Source organism: Yinghuangia soli (genome assembly GCF_021502675.1).
Lineage (GTDB): Bacteria > Actinomycetota > Actinomycetes > Streptomycetales > Streptomycetaceae > Yinghuangia > Yinghuangia soli.
In genome coordinates this window covers 1-17505 of the sequence record NZ_JAKFHA010000044.1, presented here as the reverse complement: position 1 = coordinate 17505, position 17505 = coordinate 1, and the positions used below count along the sequence as shown (strand labels likewise).

Below are 17505 nucleotides of genomic sequence, written 5' to 3'. Positions count from 1 at the left end.
GGGCGCCCGCCACGCTGGTCCGTGTGGACGACCAGCACGACGAACATGCCGAGCGCGCGGAGCATGCCGAGCACAACGAGCGCGACGAACCCGCGGAGCACACGGAGCGCGACAACAGCGCGCAGGCACCCGGCACCGCCCCCGACGGACCTACGGGCAAGGCTTCGCAAGGGCGTTCCGATCCTGCGTCCGCCCCCGGCCCCGCCCCCGAACGGCCGGTCAGCCCCGCAGTCGCCCCCGACTCCGAGCCGAAGTCCGGCCCGGAGTCGGGCCCGGAGTCGGGCCCGGCCCCAGGCCAGACGTCCCGCCCTGCCCTCGAACCGGCATCCGCCCACGCCGCGCACCGCGAAGCCGAGGAGCGCACCGCGGACCGCCATGGCGGCCCCGGGCACTACGTCCTGCTCGTCCTGCTCATCGCCCTCCCCATGGTCAAGCTCGCGTGGACGGTCGGCGGCGGGACCGAGACGCGCGATGTCATCACGGCCATGGGCCCGGCCAACTGGCCCGACGTCCTGGTCGGCATGGTGCTGGGGGACGCCCTGCTCGCCGCCCTCGTCGCGGTGGTCGGCTCCCGGGTGAGCTTCGCGTACTTCGCGGCCCGCGGTGCTGTCCCGCACGGCGACGACCGCGTCGCGCTGGCACGGCTGCTCGGCCTCGCCTGCGCGGTGCCGATCTCCCTCGCCGTCCTGATGGCGGTGTTCTTCGGGCCGTGGTGGGCCCTGGCCACCGGCGTCACCGCGTGCGCGCTGCGGGTCGGCGTCATCGCCGAATACCGCACCGGACGCCGGGGCCGCGACAAGCGCGGGCGGGCCGTACGCCACCAGCAGACCTCGTCCGGCCGCCGCCGGATCACCGCGGTCGGCCAGTGGTCGGCCCTCGTTCTCACCGTCGTCGCCCTGCCGGTCGCCGCGCTCGCCAACGCATTCGACGGCCGCTCGTGGGCCTCCGTCGTCGTCTGCAACGTCGAGGCCGGCGACACCACCGAGCAGGCCCGGATGATCGAGATCGACCGGCGCGGCGACGGCGTCGTCGGCTGGGACCTCGACGCCGACGAGATCGCCAACGGCACCGCATGCGTCGCCGACTCTTCGGACGTGATCCGCGGCCCGGCATGGCGCAGTTGACCCCGGCCCGGGCAGCGGACGCCGCAGGCGCAACGGCCTCGACTCACCGCCGGCAGCTCGGCAGCTCGGCAGCATCGACCGTCACCAGAGTCGACCGCCGTCTTGAGCCGAGGCCGCAGCGGAGCGCGTGAGACAGTCCCGTTCGCGCCGAAGACAGGCCGACGGCTGCCCGCCCGCCCCGCAAGCCGAGAGAGCTACGGCGTGTATCGAGTCGTGATCACTCCGGGTCTTGGTGACGGCTTCGGAGGGCCGCATCCAGCTCGCGGAGCAGTTCGCCGACGCGCCCTCCGCCGGCAGGTGCCGGAGGGTAGCGCCTGAGCACGTCGACGACGTCTGCTGCCGCGCGCCGGCGAGCTTTCTCGATGTGATCAGCACCGACAGCCCGGTCTCCGCCCGCCGCCAGTTCGGCCGCTCTCGCCGCGTGGGCCGCTGCCCCCAGAATGTGCTTCACCTGATGAGCGTCGGCCAGGGGATGCAAGTACGCAGCAGATGCCGCGCTCATCGCTGCTCGGGCTGCATCGCCCGCAGAGGCGGTGTCCGCGTCTCGGGCCGCCTTGTGTGCTGCCCAGGCGCTATCACGCTGGGACTTCCCGCGTTCGCCACCTCGAGCGAACGTCCATGCGGCGTCGATCGCGTCGCGAGGCCGCGCGTCGGCCGGGTGGGCGCTCTCAAAGATCTCCAGGACTTCCTGCGCGCTCTCGGCGGCATAACCGGCGACCGCACGAAGGTCCTGCTTGCTCAGAATGATCTCGCGGTTTTCGTCGACCACGGGAAGCATCCTCGTCGACCACACCGGCACGCCGCCACCGGACGCCGCATCGCCACCCGCTATGCCACGACCCCCGCGAGCGACCTCGCCGGCCTCCTGCCATAGCCGCTCGGGGTAGGGGCCGTGCTCGCCGATCGGCAGATAGGGTGCACTGAACTCGCAGTCAACATATGTCATTTGCGCTCGCTTAACGCACACGATCCACCAGATCCGATCTCATCGCGTGGGTGAATCCCACAGATGGATCACGACCCGATACGCACCCCAGGAGTGATACGTCATCGAGCACTTCGAATACCCGATGGAGCCGCAGGTCCGGGAGGGGCTGGAGCGCGCGCGGCTGCGTCAACGGCTGAGAGGCCGTGGCACGGAGGCGATCACCGACCTGCGTATCAGCAACGCCGCGTCGCTGAACGGCGTGCGCAACTTCCCGGCGCTCGAGGTCCTGATCCTCGACGGCTGCGACCCGGTGTCGCTCGCCGGCCTTCCCCGGATGGATCAGCTGATATCACTGACCGTCCAGGACAGTGGCCTGCGGGACCTCGACGGCATCGACCGGTTCGCCAATCTCTCGGTGCTGACCGTGCAGAGGAACCTGCTGCACGATCTCGGCCCACTGCTTGCCTGCAATGCCACGAACATCGCCGTCTCGGGGAACCCCCTGTCCCGGCAGTCCTACGAGGAGATCCTGCCGGAGTTGGCCGCGCGTGGCGTCCGCGTGTCCGCCGACGAGCCCAGGGAATGGCAGCTCACCTGCCGCATGCACGCCGCAGGCGTCCCGTTCAGCTGCTGGAAGTCCGGCAGTGAGCACTTCCTGTACGCCCCGGGGCTTGGCTTCCGGGAGAGGGATCGGATAGCGATCGACGTCGACGAGGTGGAGGCCACCATTGCGCGGAATCCCCGCGAACTGCTCACGCTGTTCGAGCGCTTCGCCGAGGATGCCGCACACGCGACGGAGGAATGAAGCCACCGCACATGCCCACGGCCACACCGACCGCCTGACATCCTCCCGGGCGGTGTGCGAATCCCGCTCGCTGCCTGCCGGACCGCTACGCTCGCGGCCGTGAGCGACGACAAACTGACGCCCGAAGAGTGGTACGCGCAGCGCCCCTCGGTCTACGCGTCCGCAGGTGCCTTCATTACCGACGAGCAGGGCCGCGTCCTGCTGGTGAAGCCGAACTACCGCCCTGACTGGCTGTTCCCGGGCGGCCAGATCGAGATGGACGAGTACCCCCACCTGGCCTGCGCACGCGAGGTGCGCGAGGAGGTCGGACTCGACCTGCCGGTCGGCGACCTGCTCGTCGTGCACTGGTCGCCGACGCGCGCGCCGCGTCCCCGCCCGATGGTCACGTGGCTGTTCGACGGCGGCACGCTCGACGCCGCGCGCATCGCGGACATCCGTCTGCAGGAAGAGGAGTTGGACGACGCCGCCTTCGTGGAGCCGAAGGCGGCGCCGGAGCTGCTCGGCTACACGGGCGTGCGCGTCGCGGCCGCGTTCGAGGCGCGGACGTCCGGCCGGACGGTGTACATCGCGGGTATGGACGCCATCCCGAACCACGGCCCTGGCAGCGGCACCGCCGACACCAGCACGGGCACCGCCTCTGGCGACCACACGGCAAGCTGACGCGGTGCCGCATCCCACGGCTCGGTCCAAGCGCCGACGCAGCCTTCCGGTCCACGCTCGGCCAAAGCGCCGACCCCGCGCCGGCGCTCCGAGCCTCCTCGCTTTGCCCCTTCGTCCCTCGTCGCCTCGTGGCCTCGTGGCCTCGTCGCCTCAGCCGAAGTTCGGGATCGGATGCCCCGGCGCGAGCGCTGCCGCGATGCGCTGGGCGATCAGGTGCGCGGTGTGCCCGCCCTGCGCGCCCGGGTTCTGCGTGGTCGAGACCGCGATGGCCAGGCGGGCGCACGGCAGGTAGTTCTGGGTGGCTGAGTAGCCGAAGAACAGCGGGTGTTGCGAGACCCAGTCGCCCAGGACCAGCACGCCCATGCCGTAGTGAGTGTTCTGCGTCTGCGCGATGCAGAGGGTCGCCGGGCACTTCTCGGTGGGGGTCCCCAGGCCGACCGTCCCCGGGTTCAGGAGCTGCTGGTACGCAGCCGGGGACAGCAGTTCGCCCGCGCCGATCGCTTCGGCCGAGCGGGCCAGGTCGCAGATGTCGGTGGTCTGCACCGCGCCGGGGGCGGTCGTCCACGAGGGGTTCCAGAACGTCGTCTCCTCGTACGTCCCGCGGTCCGCGGTGAACGCGTGCAGGACGGGCTCGGGGATCTCCGGGGTGAAGCTGTTGGCCGTCTGCCGCAGGCCGAGCGGGCCCATGATCTGCTGCTGGAGCAGGTGGTCCAGCCGGGTGCCGGTGATCTTCTCCAGTGCGGCGCCGAGCAGCACGAAGTTGGCGTGCGAGTAGTTCCAGTTGGTGCCCGGGGCGTACAGCAGGTCCTTGGTGGTCGCGATGCTCACGAGCTCGTCGGCCGTCCACTGCCGGAACGGGTTCGCGCCCACCGCGGGAATGAAGCCCGGGTCCTTGACGTAGTCGATCAGCCCGGTGGTCGAGGCGGCAAGCATCCGCAGCGTCACCGGCGCCATGGCGGGCGGGAGACCGGGCAGCCAGTGCGAGACGGGATCGTCCAGGTTGACGCGGCCCTGGTCGACCAAGCGCAGGAGCGCGGTCCCCATGTAGCTGATGGCGATGTTGCCGTTGCGGAAGTGCATCGCGGGCGTGGCAGGTACCGCCGTCATCGACTCACCGAGCGCCGTCGTGACGACCTCGCGGCCGCCGGACGTGACCCGCAGGATCACCGACTTGAGCCCCATCTCGGCCTTCGCCTGCTCGGCGATCCGCACGATGTCGCGCGCGGGCCCGCTGTCCGGCACCTGCGATCCGACGCAGAGCCGGGGATACCGGGCGCTTCCCGCGGCGGCGTCGGCCGGCCCCGCGGGCGCGCCGAGCGCGAACAACGCGACGAACGCGGCGGCCGCCGCCAGGTACGAGCGCGACTTCAAACGGGTGATCCTCATGCGCGCAGTATCAGCCGCACTCCCCCGGCGCCCGGGTCGGCAACTTCCGACCCACAAGAAGATCACCCGTAGGGCCGCGTCCCGCAGCCGGCGCGCGTGCCGCGGTAGGGCACCGCGCCGCCCCGCCCGGCACACCGGGCTTGCCTTTGACCCGCACGTCAGGGGTTAACGTCGCCGCGGCGCCTCGGCGGTTGCCGGATGCCCGGCGCCGCAGGGCCCGGCTGTCCGGTCGCACTGCCGGTCAGTCGCACTGCCGGTCAACCGGTCAACCGAACAGCCGCCCGCGCGGCCGACCACACCCCACCCCACCCCAAGGAGTCCTCCATGACCGCAACGTCCGTCTCCCCTGCGCACCCCCACCCCCTCCCCCGCATCTCGCGCGAGGTCCGGCTCGCCGGGCAGCCGCGGGGGCTGCCGACCGCCGCCGATCTGCACATCGCCGAGGTTCCTGTCACGGCCCCAGGACCTGGTGAAGTCGTCGTCCGGAACCGCCACTTCCTCGTCTTCCCAGGGCTGCGGACGCTGATGGGCGACGAGACGGACGGTGTGCCCCTGCCGCCGCTGCGGGCCGGCGACACGCTCTTCGGTCCTGCGGTGGGCGAGGTGGTCGCGGCCGGCGAAGGCGCGGGGCTCCGGCCCGGGGCGGTGGTCGTCCACCTCGACGGCTGGCGGGAGTTCGCTCGGCTGCCCGCCGACCACTGCACTCCCGCGACGCTCCCCGACCCGGTGGCGCACCTGTCCAGCGGGTCGGCGGCGTACGGCGCGCTCACCCGCCTCGCGCCCGTCCGGGACGGCGAGACGGTGTTCGTCAGCGGTGCGGCGGGCGCGACCGGGGTGCTTGCGGGGCAGATCGCCCGGTTGTCGGGTGCGGGCCGCGTCATCGGCAGCACCGGGTCGGCAGACAAGGCGGAGCGGCTGCGGGCGGAGTTCGGGTTCGACGCCGTCGTCGTCCGTGGGTCCGCGCCGTTCGGGGACCTGCTGGCCAAGGCCGCGCCCGAAGGCGTGGACGTGGTCGTGGACACCGTCGGCGGCGAGCAGTTGACCGCCACGGTGGCCGCCGCACGGCCGGGCGCGCGGATCGCGCTGGTCGGTGCGCTGGCCGGGCAACTGTCCGGGGATCGCGCGGGCGGCAGTGCGCCCGCCGAGGTCGACAGCTACCGGCTCGTCGTCCAGGGCGTGTCGGTACGCGGCTACCGCGGCGCCGACCATCCGGACGTGCCCGCCGAATGGGAGGAGCGCTTCGGCGGCTGGCTGCGCGAGGGGCGGATCCGATTCCCCTACGTCGCGCTCCCGGGCATCGACCGCGCCCCCGCGGCGTTGCAGGAACTGATCGAGGGACGCCACTTCGGCACAGTCGTGGTGGCGTTGTAGGCGTACGAGCGGGAGGCGTGCATGAGGATCGGGGACGCGGCTGCGGCCGCCGGGACGACACCCAGGGCCCTGCGGTTCTATGAGCAGCGCGGCCTGCTGCCCGCACCGCCGCGCAGCCCGTCCGGCCAGCGCGTGTACGGACCGGGCGACGTCGCCAGGATCCGCGCCGTCCGCGAACTGCTGCAGCACGGACTCACCGTCGAGGACGTCCGCGGCTTCGCCTCCCGCCTCGACCTCCTCGCGGCCGGCGCACCGCCACACTGCACCGCCGTGGTCGAGGACCTGGCGGAGCCCCCGGCAGCACCCCCGCACACCGGCACGCCCTCCCCCACACCCCCCTCATCCCCCGCATCCCCTGCCGCGGAGGCAGTCGACCGCCGACTCGCCGCCCTCGACGCCGAAATCGCCCGCCTGACCCACCTGCGCACCCGCCTAGCCCAAGCAGCAGGCCGCCCCGCCGCCCCCGCCGCCTCCCCCACCCCGGCAGACTGACCGCGACCAGGCGCGGCACGCCGACAGCGAACCGTCCGCGGATGCCGCACGGCACCGTGCGGGGTCCATGAATGCCGCGCGGCAACGCGCGAGTTCGGCGGATGCCGCGCGGCGCCGGGCGTCCTACAGCTTGCAGAAGTCCACGATCGGGCCGCGTGCCTCGTCGAACAGGGCCGGGCCGTCCTGGGGGACTTCCGGCCAGCCGCCGGAGGGGTTCAGGGCGACGAACTGGTCGGTGGACAGGGCGTATACGACGCGGCCGAGGCCGGAGCGGACGATGCCGCCGGTGCACATCCCGCACGGCTGGCAGCTGGTGTACATCGTGGTGCGCGCCGCGGTCTCGCGGTCGAGTTCGCGGGCGGCCCAGCGGGCGAGCTTGAGTTCGGGGTGGGCGGCGATGTCGTCGTCGCGGGCGACGGTGTTGTGCGCTTCGATGAGGACGTCGCCGTCCGGGCCAGCGAGCAGCGAGCCGTAGGGCCCGTCCCCCAGGGTGACGGCACGGGCCGCGATGGCGATCGCGCGGCGCAGCAGGGCCTCGTCGGCTGGAGTGATCATGATGCGGCCTCTCGCTCGGCCCGGTGGGCGGGGTACTGGGTGGCGACGGCGGTGAGCGCGCGCCAGGCCTCGTGCGGCCGGCGGGTCTCGTCCGGGTCGAGGTGGTACGGGTCGAGGACGACGGTGCCCGCGCCGAGCTCCCGCAGTTCCTCCAGGTCGGCGAGGATCTGGTCCAACGTGCCGGTGCCCGCGGGCCGTTCCGGGTCGTCGACGGGCTGGGCGGTGAGCTTGAACGCGATGCGCGGGGCGAAGCCCGGCATCGGGTGCGCCGCGAGGATCTCGCGCATCGCCGGGACGGTGAGCCGCAGCGGATGCCAGGCGTCGCCGTACCGGATCGCGCGGCGCAGCGCGGCGGGGCTGTGGCCGCCGACCCAGATGGGGACCGTCGGCAGCCCGTCGGTGAACGCGGGCGCGATCGGCTCGCGGAGCACTTCCAGGCAGGCGTCCGTCAGCGCGCCGCGGTCCGCATGCGCGACATCGAGCGCCGCGAACTCCTTCGCGGACCATCCGGCGCCCACCCCCAGCACGAGGCGGCCGGCGCTGAGCGCGTGCAGGTTGGCGGCCATGCGCGCCACCAGGCGCGGGTGCCGGTACGGCAGGATCAGCACGGTTGTGCCGAGCCGGACGCGCGTGGTGAGCCCGGCGAGCCACGACAGCGTGGTGAACGGTTCGTAGAACGGCTCCGGGTAGCGTCCGGAGAAGTCGTCCGTGACGACGACGTGGTCCGACACCATGAGGACGTCGAAGCCGAGGCCCTCGACGACCCGCGCCCACTCGCGCAGCACGCCGGGGTCGGTACCCGGCCCGAAGTTCGGTACGTTCACACCCAGTTGCATGATCGCCAAGCTATCCCGCCGACCGGGCGCAAGGTAACCGACATCTCCCGGCTTCCCGGCCCTTCCGCCGTGGATCCACCGGTAGATTGCCCGGATGGCCGCAAACCTCGACGACACCGACTGGGCGATCATCGCGCAGCTCCAGGCGGAGGCCCGCATCTCCCTCAGCGAGCTGGGCCGGCGCATCAGCCTCAGCCCGTCCGCGACCACCGAACGCGTACGGCAGTTGGAGGCGCAGGGCGTCATCACCGGCTACCGGGCCGTCGTCGACCTGGAGAAGGCCGGCTACCCGGTGCTCGCCGTCGTCCGCCTCAAATACCCCGGCAACCGCCACGAGCCGCTCCGCCGCCTCCTCGCCGAACGCCGCGAGATCCTCGAGTGCCTGCGCACCACCGGCGACGACTGCTACACCCTCAAGGTCGCCGCCACCTCCATGGGGCACCTGGAGACCCTCATGGACGAACTGGCCGGCCTGGGCAGCACGACCACAAGCGTCGTCTACAACCAGACCCTCCCGTACCGAGGCCCCGACCGCCCCTGAACACCGGACCGCGGCCACGGCTCGCACCGGGCGATCCGGGCGGCGGTCCGCGGCCGGGACGCAGAGCCCTCAGTCGGCCCAGATGTCCGATGCGGTCAGGTCGACCGCGTCGTCCGGTTCCGCCGGTAGATCCACGGCCGTATCGAACTCCCGGAACTCCACCTTCACCCGGTCGAGCCCGTCCACGGTCATCACCGACGGGAAGAGAGGACCGGGCCGTGCGGGAAGGGTGAACGCCACGTTCCCCCAGGCGCTGGATCCGACGAGCTCCCGGGAGCCGTCCGCGGAGGCCGAGAGCGACCAGGTGAAGGCGTCGTTCTCCAAGTAGGAGACCGGATCCAGGCGGAGCTCGAAGCGTCCCAGCACCACTTCCTCGGCCGGCACCTCGGCGGCACGCCCGGCGAGGACCTCCGCAGGCATCTTCCCTGCGGCCTGCTCGCCGACGGCCGCCTCCCAGAATCTGCCGTTCCCGCGCCCGAAGACGGTGCTGTCCCGGACGGTGAGCTCACCGGCGAGGCCGGCCCCGGTCAGCCGCATGGTGCGGCCCGGCTGCCCGGACGCGCGGTACTCCGCGTCGACGTGGAGTTCCAGGCCGGTGCCTTCGTCATCGACCAGCACCGCTCGAGTGGTCATGGTCCGGAAAGACGACATCACGTCCTCCAGCTGCCGGGCGACCTCGCGAGGCGACTGCGTGTGTGCCGCGGGCTTTCCGTCATCGCCGCAAGCGCCGAGGAAGGGCACGGCAAGCAGGCACGCGACGGCGGCTGCGACGGCGGATCGATGCACTTTGGGCCTTCCATGGCGGAGCGGCGGCCCATCGTAGCTTTGTCGATTTTTGAAGTTCCCGGGGGCTCGCTCGGCGCACGCGGCAGCGCGCACCGCAGCTTCTCCAGTGGCCTGCCGTCAGTCGTAATGCACGGTGCCGTCGTCGGACATGGGCGGGTGCGGGCTCTCCATCGGGTCGGTCGCGTCGATGTCCGACGGGCGGGGGCCTTCGGGGCCGGCGTCGCCTATGCGGACGACGCGGCCTATGCGGGTGACGAGGAACTGGCGGCCGAGCAACTCGTAGCTGTGGGAGCGGGGTTCCTTGCGCAGCGCGGCGGCCGCGGGGGCGTAGTCGTCGGGGTGCGCGCCGCCCAAGGCGGGCATGCGGGGCCAGAGCCAGTCCAGGAGGAAGTGCAGCTGCTTGCGGGCCTCCTGCGGGGTGGATTGCGGACCGGTGACGGGCGCCCAGCCATCCTCGGTGCGCTGCAGGATGCCGAACGCGGGCGGGAGCAGCACGACCCCCGGGTGGGTGTGCAGCGCCTCCGCGGAGTCGGCGCGGACGTCCGGCGGGTAGCGCTGGGCGGCGTAGTGCAGGTCGCCCATAGCGAAGCGCTCCGCGGCCTCCATCGGCGTGACGGGCAGCGCCGGGTCGATGACGAAGCCTTCGTCGAGCGGAGGGCCGTGCCGCTGGGTGCCCCAGTCTGCTTCGGCCGGCTCCGGGTCGGTGGGGCGCGGTGCCTCGGGCCTGCCCGCGTCCAGGCGGACGAATTCGTCGGCGCGGACCACGCGGTAGCGGACTCCGACGGCGGTGAGCGCGTCGACCTTCTCGGTCTCCAAGCGCCCGACGGCGGCGAGGAGTTCGCGGCGCTGGGCGACGTCGTCGGCCTCGTCCTTGGCTCGGAACCACAGCACCGACAGGAGCGAGTCGCGGACGGACTGCGCGTCGCCGCTGGTGATGGACTGCAGGATGCGCCAGCCGGGCCCGTCGTCCGGCGTCTGCACGGCGAGCCCGAAGAGGGGGCCGCGGATGACGTAGTGGCCATACCGCTGGGCGGCGTCGCGCGCGTCCGCCTCGACGGCGGCTTCCACGGGATGCTCGGGCCGCCGGACCAACGTGACCCACGGCGGCAGCACCGGCTCCTCTTCCCCACCCACGTCTCCACCCATGGTCGACATTGTGTGCGCGGAGCAGCACTGTGCGCAGCTGCCTTGGGGGATTACTGTCCGATCCGATACGCCCCCGGCCGCGCGGCTCGGTATACGTTGCGGCGGCTGCGCGGTGCTGACGTACCGTGTCCGGGTGCCGCTGCTCGAAGTGTCCGACCTGCTCGTCGCCCACGACCCTGCCACCCTTGCCCGGGTGCCGGTGGTCCGGGCCGATGCCGAGCGGCGCCTCGCCGCGGCCGGCGACTCCCGCGGGGTCCGGCTGCTGCGCTCGGTGCCGGTACGCGATGGCGGGATCCTGGACGAGGCCGCCGTCGACGCCCGCCTGATCGCCGTCCACACCGAGTTGCAGCGCCTCAGTCAGGAACTGCGGATCGGCGACCGCCTCGCCGAACTGCTGCGGCCGCTGATCGCTGCCGTACGCGCCGGCCATCCGCTCCCCGACGGCCGAATACGCGTCGTGGACGTCGGCTGCGGGCTGGGCTTCCTCGTCCGCTGGTTGGCCGCGCACGACATCCTGGGCGACGACGTGGACCTGATCGGCGTCGACCTCCACGCCGCGCTGGTCCATGAGGCGCAGCGGCTCGCCGACGCGGAGGGGCTGCGCTGCCGGTTCGTGCATGCCGACGCGTTCCGCCTCGATGTACCGGCGACCGTGTTCGTCTCCACCGGGCTGCTGCACCACTTCCGCGGACCCGACCTGCCGGCGTTCTTCGCGGCGCAGGCCGGGCCGGACACCGCCGCGTTCTGCCACTACGACATCGCCACGACGGCGCTGTCGCCGATCGGCGCGTGGATGTTCCACCGCGCCCGGATGCGCGACCCGCTCGGGCGGCACGACGGCGTGATGTCCGCCCGGCGCGCGCACGACGACGCGACGCTGCTGACCGCGGCGTCCGCGGCCGCGCCGCTGGTGCCGCTGGTCTTCGAACCGCGCGAACGCAGCAACCCCTTCTGTACGACGCTGCGCCCGGTGCTGGGCGTACGGCCCGGCCTGGTCGAACCGTTCCGGGCCGGACTGGGCCGCGCCGCGCGCCGCCTGGCCGGGGCGCGATGAACAGCGCGCTGCTGCTGCTCATCGCCCTCGCCGACGCCGCATTCGCCGGGTTCCGGGCCTACGCCGGACGCGACGCCCGGATCCGCCGCCGGCCCGCGATCCGCCGGGCCGCCCTCCGCGGGCTGACCGCCGGGGTGGCCCTGGCCTGCGTCGCGTTGCTGTGCGCGGCAGGCATCCTGCTCGCCGCCGCAGACCCCGATGCCGCGTACCGGGACCTGGACGCGGCGGCCGGTCGCGCGCTGTGGGTGCTCGTCCCGTACGCGGCGGTCGTCGGTGCAGCACTGCTCTGCTACTTCGGCGGGCCGTTCCGACTCGGCACTCTGGCGGTCGTCGCCGGACTGGGGCCGCTCACCATGCTGCGGCCGGTCGCGGTAGCGGCGTGCGTGGCGCTGGCCGGATCGGTCTCGCTGCCGGCCGCGGCGGTCATGGCGGTGGGCGGGGTGGGCGTGCTCGCTGTCGAGCCGTGGGTGCATCGCCGCTGGTATCCGGTGCCGGTGTAGGCCCCAAGGCCGCGTACCTGCACTGGTCACCGGACTCGGCTTCCGCACCCGGTGGCAACCGGAACCGGAGGCTTCGGGTGGCGTTTCGGTACAGGTCGAAAGTGGGTGACGGGGCAGTTGCCGGGCGCCAACGATGGGTCCGGCGCCGGGGTTTGTGCCGGTGCCGGTCATGAATCGTCGGCAGGCGTTGTCGGAGGACAGGGGGATCTCGCATGATCCGGAAGTTGGCCATGGTGGCCGGGGCTGCTGCGGCGGCCGTTGCGCTCGTTGCCCAGCCGGCGGCGGCCGGGCAGGGCGGGCACTGGTTCGACGAGTACGGCGGGGGCGGCAACGCGTGGGGCACCGTGGTGGTCGACGGTACCGCCGTCCGGGCGCAGAGCATCTTCGTCAAGGACACGGACTGCAACAGCCAGTGGACGTCGCTGCAGATCTACGTCGAGGGCTCCGGCACCAAGCGTTTCACCACGGCCGGCTACACCTGCGGCCAGACCGTCGGCCCGTTCAACGGCCCGCTCGGGACGCTGCCGCACGTCAACGGTGAGGTGTCCGTCCGCATGTGCGCCCAGTCGGGAAGCTGCAGCGGCTGGCGGCAGCTGCACCCGTAGCGGTCGCGGGCCGAGCTTGGAACGGTGAGTGACCGTGCGCGTATTGCGGGCCGCCAACCCACCCGCAATACGCGCACGGTACGCCGTCGGCGACGCTGCGGGGCGGGCATCTGACGCAACTTGCCACCGTGGCCGAGGGCGCGGGCGTCAACGCGCGTCGGCAGGAGCCGTCGGCCAGGTGGTGGCGTCGATGGACAGCCAGGGCGCCGCGGCCAGCGCGGCCGGGGTGTGTCCGGTGAATGACTTCACGTCGCGGTGGAGGTGGGGCTGGTCGGCGTAGCCGCTGAGGGCGGCGGTGTCGGCGGCGGTATGCCCGGCGGCCAGCAGATGCGCGGCGCGGTCGAAGCGGACCAGGCGGGCGGCGCGCTTGGGGGTGACCCCGAGTTGGGCGGCGAAGCGGGCGGAGAGGCGTTTACGGCTCCAGCCGGTGTCATCGGCGAGGGTCTCGATGCGGCGGCGGCCTCCGGTGCGGAGGGTGCGCTGCCAGGTGTAGGCGACCTCGGCGTCGACCGGCGGGCGGGCGGCCGCGATGCGGCGGCGCAGCGCGGACGCGGCGAGGGCGAAGCGCTCGTCCCAGGTGGCGGCGGCGCGCAGCGTGGCGTGGAGACGGCCGGCATCCGGGCCCCAGACGTCGGCGAAGGAAGCTACCGAGCCGGTGAGTTCGGTGGACAGGCCGCCGAGGACGGCGGCTGCGGCGATCGGAGTCAGGCGTATCTGCAGGCCCTGGTCCAGGCACCCGCGGAAGCTGAGGTCGCCGGGGAGCAGGCCGATGGCCACGCTACCCCGGCGGGAAGCGGCGCCGTCTCGGCAGAGGAGCGGATCGCCGTCGCCCAGGTCGAGGAGAAGCGTGATGGACGGATGGGCGACCATCGTGATCTCGCCCTGCTTCGGGCGGAGTTGGCGGAATCCGGCCATGGACACGCCGGGGATGCGCAGCGGCGGCGTCGGGGGCGGGACGGCCACCTCGACATTGCTCCAGTCGAGGGCCGCCCCGATGGCAGCGGCGTTGCCGGGCTCGCGCTCGGGTGGCGGCGCCGTCATCATGCCCTTCAGCGTACGGCCGTCGGACCTCCTGCGGCCTCCAGGACCAGGGCGGCGGTGGCATCCGGAGCCTCCCAGAGCGGGACGTGGCCGACGCCGGGCAGCATCTCGATGCGGGAGCCCGGCACGGCCGTGTAACTGCGCGCGGACTGCGGGTCCCAGCGGGGGTCCGCACCGCCGAACACGACGAGCAGCGGGATGCCGAGCCCGGCGAGGCGCTCGGGCACGGCCTGTTGCCGGAGGTATGCGGTGTTCGCGCGGATGATCCGGCGGAACGTCCGGTACGTGGTGCGACGCAGCTCCGCGACCGCCGCGTCCGAGATCTCCACGGGACGGGCGGCGGTGGCGCTGATGCCCTTGCGGATCATGGCGTCCGAGCGGCGCGGCCACAGCAGCGGCCCGAACGGCGGTGCAAGGAGCACGCGCAGGACGGCCGGCTGCGGCAGCAGCGCGTCCACGCTCGGGCCGGTGCTGATGAGGACGATGCGTCCGACGAGGTCGGGACGCCGCTCGGCGAGCGCAGTGGCCGCGTACCCGCCGCTGGAGTGCCCGACGACGGTCGCGGAGCTGATGCCGAGGTCGTCGAGGAGGTCCGCGAGGCGGCGGGCCTGGTCGGTGACCTCGTACGAGTCGGCCGGCGGGGAGTGGCCGCACCCAGGGAGGTCGACGCGGATGACGTGGTGGCGGGCGGCAAGGGCGGGAATCATCGCCTGCCAGGAGATGCCGGCCACGCCCGAGCCGTGGATCAGGAGCAGGGGCGGGGCTTGGCGCGGGCCGTCTTGGACGACGTGCATGCCGTGCGCGGTGTGCACGTGGGCATCGCGTTCAGCATGCGTGCCGCTGTTGGTGGTGTCGGTGTTGGTACCGGTGTCCGTCATGCAGCCGATGGTGCGCGGACCAGCGGCCGCCGGTCTTGAACAAAAGTCGGGCACCGCCGGAACAGGCCCGGGGTGCTCCGGCCGCCGGGGGGCCCCGCCGGGGCCCCGCGGCCGGCCCCGGCCCGGCGCCGGGCGCCCCCCGCCCCGACCCGCACTGCCCGCGGGTCAGACCTGCCGCAGGATCTCGTCCGCGGCCCGCTCTCCCGTCACCACGGCCGCGTTCAGGGTCGCGCCATAGTCGCTGGTGTGCTCGCCGGCGAAGTGGATCCCGCCCTCCTGGACGCTCTCGTACCCGGCGAACGCCGTGAACTGGCCTACCTTGTAGAAGTGGTACGCGCCGTAGTGCCACGGGTCGACCGACCAATGGTCCTCGTACGCACGGCCGTTGTACGCCGCCCGAGTGCCCGGCAGCAGCTTCTCGATCTGGTCGAGGAAGAACTTCACGTCCGCTGACGGCGCCGGCCCGTGTGCGGCGCCGGTGTAGCGGTAGCGGGCGGTGTTGCCGCCGGGGAAGTTCACGAGCAGGGCCGGGGCGCCGGTCTCGCCGAGTTCGACCGAGCCGTCCCACGCGGTCTGGTAGCCCTCGGGGCCGGTGAGCGTGATGCCGTTGCTGCCCGCGGCGGGCCAGGTCTTGCGGTCGAGCTGCAGGACGAGCTTGGCGTTGTGGCCCATGCCCTGGGTGGCGATCGCCTGCCGCTTGAGACCGGACAGTCCGGCGCGGCTCAGGTCGACGTTGCGAAGGGTGCGGAACGGCAGGGCCAGGACGACATGGTCGGCCACCACGTCGACGATCCGGCCGCAGTTGTCGAACGTGAGGGTGTAGCTGCCGCTGCTGTTGCGGCGCAGCGCGATGAGCTCGTACCCCTGCTTCACCGAGCCGGACGGCAGTTCCGCGGCCATGCCGGTGACCACCTGGTCGTTGCCGCCCTTGAGGTGGTACCACTCGTCGAATCCGCCGGGCGCGCCGTCGCCGCCCGCAGCCGTGGCCGTGGAGGTCGCCGTGGGCGCCGCCTCGGCCGGCGGTCCGGCGAAGAAGCTGACGAAGTTGATGGCGGAACTCTCCGACGGCTCACCGCCGTTCTGCAAGAGGCGGCTCTGCACGAACTGGCCGAGCGAGGAACGGGCGTCGAGGCCGATCTCGGCCATGTAGTCGAGCGCCGACATGCGGTCGAGGCGCAGCGCCTCGGGCGTGAAGTCGTCGTAGCGCGGCCATCCCGCGGCCTCCGCCGACGCGTTGATCGCCGGCAGGAACGCGTTGAGGTCGCTGTCGAACGTCGTGTAGAGCGCATTGTTGATCCACGACATGTAGTCGCCGGTGGCCAACCCGCCGCCCGCGTGGACCTCGGTCTCGATGCCGTAGCGCCGGGCAAGGCCGAGCATCTCGCGGTCCTCGGAGCTGACGAACGAGCCGCCATGCTCGCTGACTTGGCCGTTCGCGAAGAAGCCGCGCAGCGACCAGCAGCGGCCGCCGATGTGCGTGGTGTCGGCTTCGTAAACGGTCGAGGCGATGCGCCGCGGACCGGTCCAGAGCTTGTGCGCGCAGCGCAGGCCGGCGAGTCCGGCGCCGACGACCGCGACGCGCGGGGCGGTCGGGCCGGCCGCGTGGGCCGGGACTGCCGCGGCAACAGGGATGGCCGCGGCGGCGGCGACGGCCCCTGCCCCGGCGAGGAACCGGCGGCGCGACGGCGTCGATTCCGCTGCCTCGGCTGCGTGTTGCGCGCGCTGCTTGGACTGTTCGCCGAGCAGTCCGGCGAGTTCCGCGGGCGGCATGCCGAGTCGGGCGGCCTCCTGGTGCACCGAGACCGCGGCGCGCAGCGGGTCCGGGATGCCGACCCTGTTTGCGGCACGCAGGCGTGTGAACGAACGGCGGGGCGATGCTGAGGGTTTCGGGGCCATGTACTCCCTCTCCGGGACGACTTCCGCTTCGAGTGCTCGGCAGTGAAGCGCCCACCCATCAGCGTTGTCAACGGTGTTGCCGCCGGTCGCCGCGAAGAACTCGTCCCGCATCGCGAAGGACTTTTCCCGCATGCGGCATACCCGCCGAACCCGCCCGCGGCGCGATCCGCGGCGGCGTCCGCGGGGACATCTCAGGCAGCAGCCGAGGCGGCAGTCGCGGCAACGCCGCACCCGGGCCCGGTCCAGCCCGACCCGGCCCCGACACCGCCTTCGACCGGGCGCCGCGGCAGTGCATGCCGCGGACTGCTCCGGATGGCGTACGCCCGCTCGCTGCACCGGGTGAACGTCGGGCCGCCGCGTCGACCGGCCGCGTACGCCGTCGCAATCATGTGCGGTGTCCCGCCGCCGACCCGCAGGTCGGCATGCATCGCCTCTCCGACCCGGGAGTTCCTCGTGCACCTCCGCCGCCTGATGGCCTGCGCCCTCGCGTCCTCCGCCTTCCTGCTCGCCGGTACGGGCGTGAGCGCGGCGAGCGCCGCCTCCGCGCCCGTCCTCCGCAACCCGTGCGGCTTCTTCGAGACCAGCTCGGACGCGTTCTACAACCACTGCACCGACGACGGTTCGAACATCGTCATCCACGTCGAGGTCGCGTGGGCACCCGACTACGAGCGGTGCGTCGGCCCGGGCCAGCAGTGGCTCGGCTCCGCGTCCAAGATCCAGGGCGCGTACTACACCGGACGGACCTGCTGACCCGACGCCGACGCCCGCCACGGGCCCGGCAGCAGCAGTACGCGTCGGCCGACCGCGACGGTCGGCCGACGCGGCCCGACAAGGCACAGACGCAGACCCAGACACAGCCGCAGCCGCAGCCGCAGCCCCCTCGTCGAGGGGCGGGACACCC

19 protein-coding genes are annotated in these 17505 nt (G+C 72.8%); 10 read left to right on the top strand and 9 right to left on the bottom strand.

The features are described 5' to 3' along the window. Positions 1-23: 23 nt before the first annotated feature. The gene (locus tag LZ495_RS38750) at positions 24-1124 is read left to right on the top strand and encodes an ICP22 family protein (protein ID WP_235057902.1); all 1101 of its coding nucleotides are present in this window, start codon (positions 24-26) and stop codon (positions 1122-1124) included. Between the two features lie 217 nt (positions 1125-1341). On the opposite strand, the gene LZ495_RS38745 is transcribed toward LZ495_RS38750, so the two are convergent. Continuing rightward, a complete protein-coding gene (locus LZ495_RS38745) occupies positions 1342-1902 on the bottom strand; it encodes a putative immunity protein (protein ID WP_372498710.1) in 561 nt (186 codons plus the stop codon). 292 nt (positions 1903-2194) lie between these two features. Between LZ495_RS38745 and LZ495_RS38740 the strand changes: the two genes are divergently transcribed. Both LZ495_RS38740 and LZ495_RS38735 read left to right on the top strand, forming a co-directional pair. After that, entirely contained in the window at positions 2195-2857 is a 663-nt protein-coding gene (locus LZ495_RS38740; protein ID WP_235057899.1) for a leucine-rich repeat domain-containing protein, read from the top strand. A gap of 99 nt (positions 2858-2956) precedes the next feature. Beyond that, on the top strand, positions 2957-3517 hold the full coding sequence (locus LZ495_RS38735) for an NUDIX domain-containing protein (RefSeq protein ID WP_235057898.1): 561 nt from the start codon (positions 2957-2959) through the stop codon (positions 3515-3517). Positions 3518-3667: 150 nt separating this feature from the next. Here LZ495_RS38735 and LZ495_RS38730 read toward each other — a convergent pair whose 3' ends face one another. After that, positions 3668-4903 carry a serine hydrolase domain-containing protein gene (locus tag LZ495_RS38730; protein WP_235057896.1) on the bottom strand — a complete coding sequence of 412 codons (1236 nt, stop codon included), beginning with the start codon at positions 4901-4903 and terminating at the stop codon, positions 3668-3670. 324 nt (positions 4904-5227) lie between these two features. Between LZ495_RS38730 and LZ495_RS38725 the strand changes: the two genes are divergently transcribed. Then, a complete protein-coding gene (locus LZ495_RS38725) occupies positions 5228-6274 on the top strand; it encodes an MDR family NADP-dependent oxidoreductase (RefSeq protein ID WP_235057895.1) in 1047 nt (348 codons plus the stop codon). A gap of 21 nt (positions 6275-6295) precedes the next feature. Continuing rightward, positions 6296-6766 carry a MerR family transcriptional regulator gene (locus LZ495_RS38720; protein WP_235057894.1) on the top strand — a complete coding sequence of 157 codons (471 nt, stop codon included), beginning with the start codon at positions 6296-6298 and terminating at the stop codon, positions 6764-6766. 123 nt (positions 6767-6889) lie between these two features. On the opposite strand, the gene LZ495_RS38715 is transcribed toward LZ495_RS38720, so the two are convergent. Both LZ495_RS38715 and LZ495_RS38710 read right to left on the bottom strand, forming a co-directional pair. Beyond that, positions 6890-7321 (bottom strand): nucleoside deaminase, encoded by a 432-nt coding sequence (locus tag LZ495_RS38715; protein WP_235057893.1) that lies wholly within the window; start codon positions 7319-7321, stop codon positions 6890-6892. After that, entirely contained in the window at positions 7318-8157 is an 840-nt protein-coding gene (locus tag LZ495_RS38710) for an LLM class flavin-dependent oxidoreductase (protein WP_235057891.1), read from the bottom strand. The genes LZ495_RS38715 and LZ495_RS38710 overlap by 4 nt, the downstream gene beginning before the upstream one ends. A gap of 94 nt (positions 8158-8251) precedes the next feature. On the opposite strand from LZ495_RS38710, the gene LZ495_RS38705 reads away from it, so the two are divergent. After that, positions 8252-8698 carry an Lrp/AsnC family transcriptional regulator gene (locus LZ495_RS38705; RefSeq protein ID WP_235057890.1) on the top strand — a complete coding sequence of 149 codons (447 nt, stop codon included), beginning with the start codon at positions 8252-8254 and terminating at the stop codon, positions 8696-8698. A 69-nt stretch (positions 8699-8767) separates the two neighbouring features. Here the strand turns inward: LZ495_RS38705 and LZ495_RS38700 are convergent, their stop codons facing one another. After that, entirely contained in the window at positions 8768-9331 is a 564-nt protein-coding gene (locus LZ495_RS38700; RefSeq protein WP_235057889.1) for a hypothetical protein, read from the bottom strand. A 270-nt stretch (positions 9332-9601) separates the two neighbouring features. After that, positions 9602-10630 (bottom strand): DUF5954 family protein, encoded by a 1029-nt coding sequence (locus LZ495_RS38695; protein ID WP_235057888.1) that lies wholly within the window; start codon positions 10628-10630, stop codon positions 9602-9604. A 133-nt stretch (positions 10631-10763) separates the two neighbouring features. Between LZ495_RS38695 and LZ495_RS38690 the strand changes: the two genes are divergently transcribed. The 3 genes from LZ495_RS38690 (at position 10764) to LZ495_RS38680 (ending at position 12789) form a co-directional block, all read left to right on the top strand. Next, on the top strand, positions 10764-11684 hold the full coding sequence (locus LZ495_RS38690) for a class I SAM-dependent methyltransferase (RefSeq protein ID WP_235057887.1): 921 nt from the start codon (positions 10764-10766) through the stop codon (positions 11682-11684). Further along, complete coding sequence (locus tag LZ495_RS38685) at positions 11681-12184, top strand: hypothetical protein (RefSeq protein WP_235057886.1); 504 nt, start codon at positions 11681-11683, stop codon at positions 12182-12184. Before LZ495_RS38690 ends, LZ495_RS38685 begins: the two co-directional genes overlap by 4 nt. A 212-nt stretch (positions 12185-12396) precedes the next feature. Further along, on the top strand, positions 12397-12789 hold the full coding sequence (locus tag LZ495_RS38680; protein ID WP_235057885.1) for a hypothetical protein: 393 nt from the start codon (positions 12397-12399) through the stop codon (positions 12787-12789). Positions 12790-12936: 147 nt separating this feature from the next. On the opposite strand, the gene LZ495_RS38675 is transcribed toward LZ495_RS38680, so the two are convergent. The 3 genes from LZ495_RS38675 to LZ495_RS38665 form a co-directional block, all read right to left on the bottom strand. Then, the gene (locus LZ495_RS38675; RefSeq protein WP_308268751.1) at positions 12937-13833 is read right to left on the bottom strand and encodes an AraC family transcriptional regulator; all 897 of its coding nucleotides are present in this window, start codon (positions 13831-13833) and stop codon (positions 12937-12939) included. Between the two features lie 5 nt (positions 13834-13838). Beyond that, complete coding sequence (locus LZ495_RS38670; RefSeq protein WP_372498709.1) at positions 13839-14708, bottom strand: alpha/beta fold hydrolase; 870 nt, start codon at positions 14706-14708, stop codon at positions 13839-13841. A 165-nt stretch (positions 14709-14873) separates the two neighbouring features. Next, a complete protein-coding gene (locus LZ495_RS38665; RefSeq protein ID WP_235057883.1) occupies positions 14874-16736 on the bottom strand; it encodes a flavin monoamine oxidase family protein in 1863 nt (620 codons plus the stop codon). Positions 16737-17057: 321 nt separating this feature from the next. Here LZ495_RS38665 and LZ495_RS38660 point away from each other — a divergent pair, with 321 nt between their 5' ends. Beyond that, the gene (locus LZ495_RS38660; RefSeq protein ID WP_235057882.1) at positions 17058-17354 is read left to right on the top strand and encodes a DUF6355 family natural product biosynthesis protein; all 297 of its coding nucleotides are present in this window, start codon (positions 17058-17060) and stop codon (positions 17352-17354) included. The last annotated feature ends 151 nt before the right edge of the window (positions 17355-17505 follow it).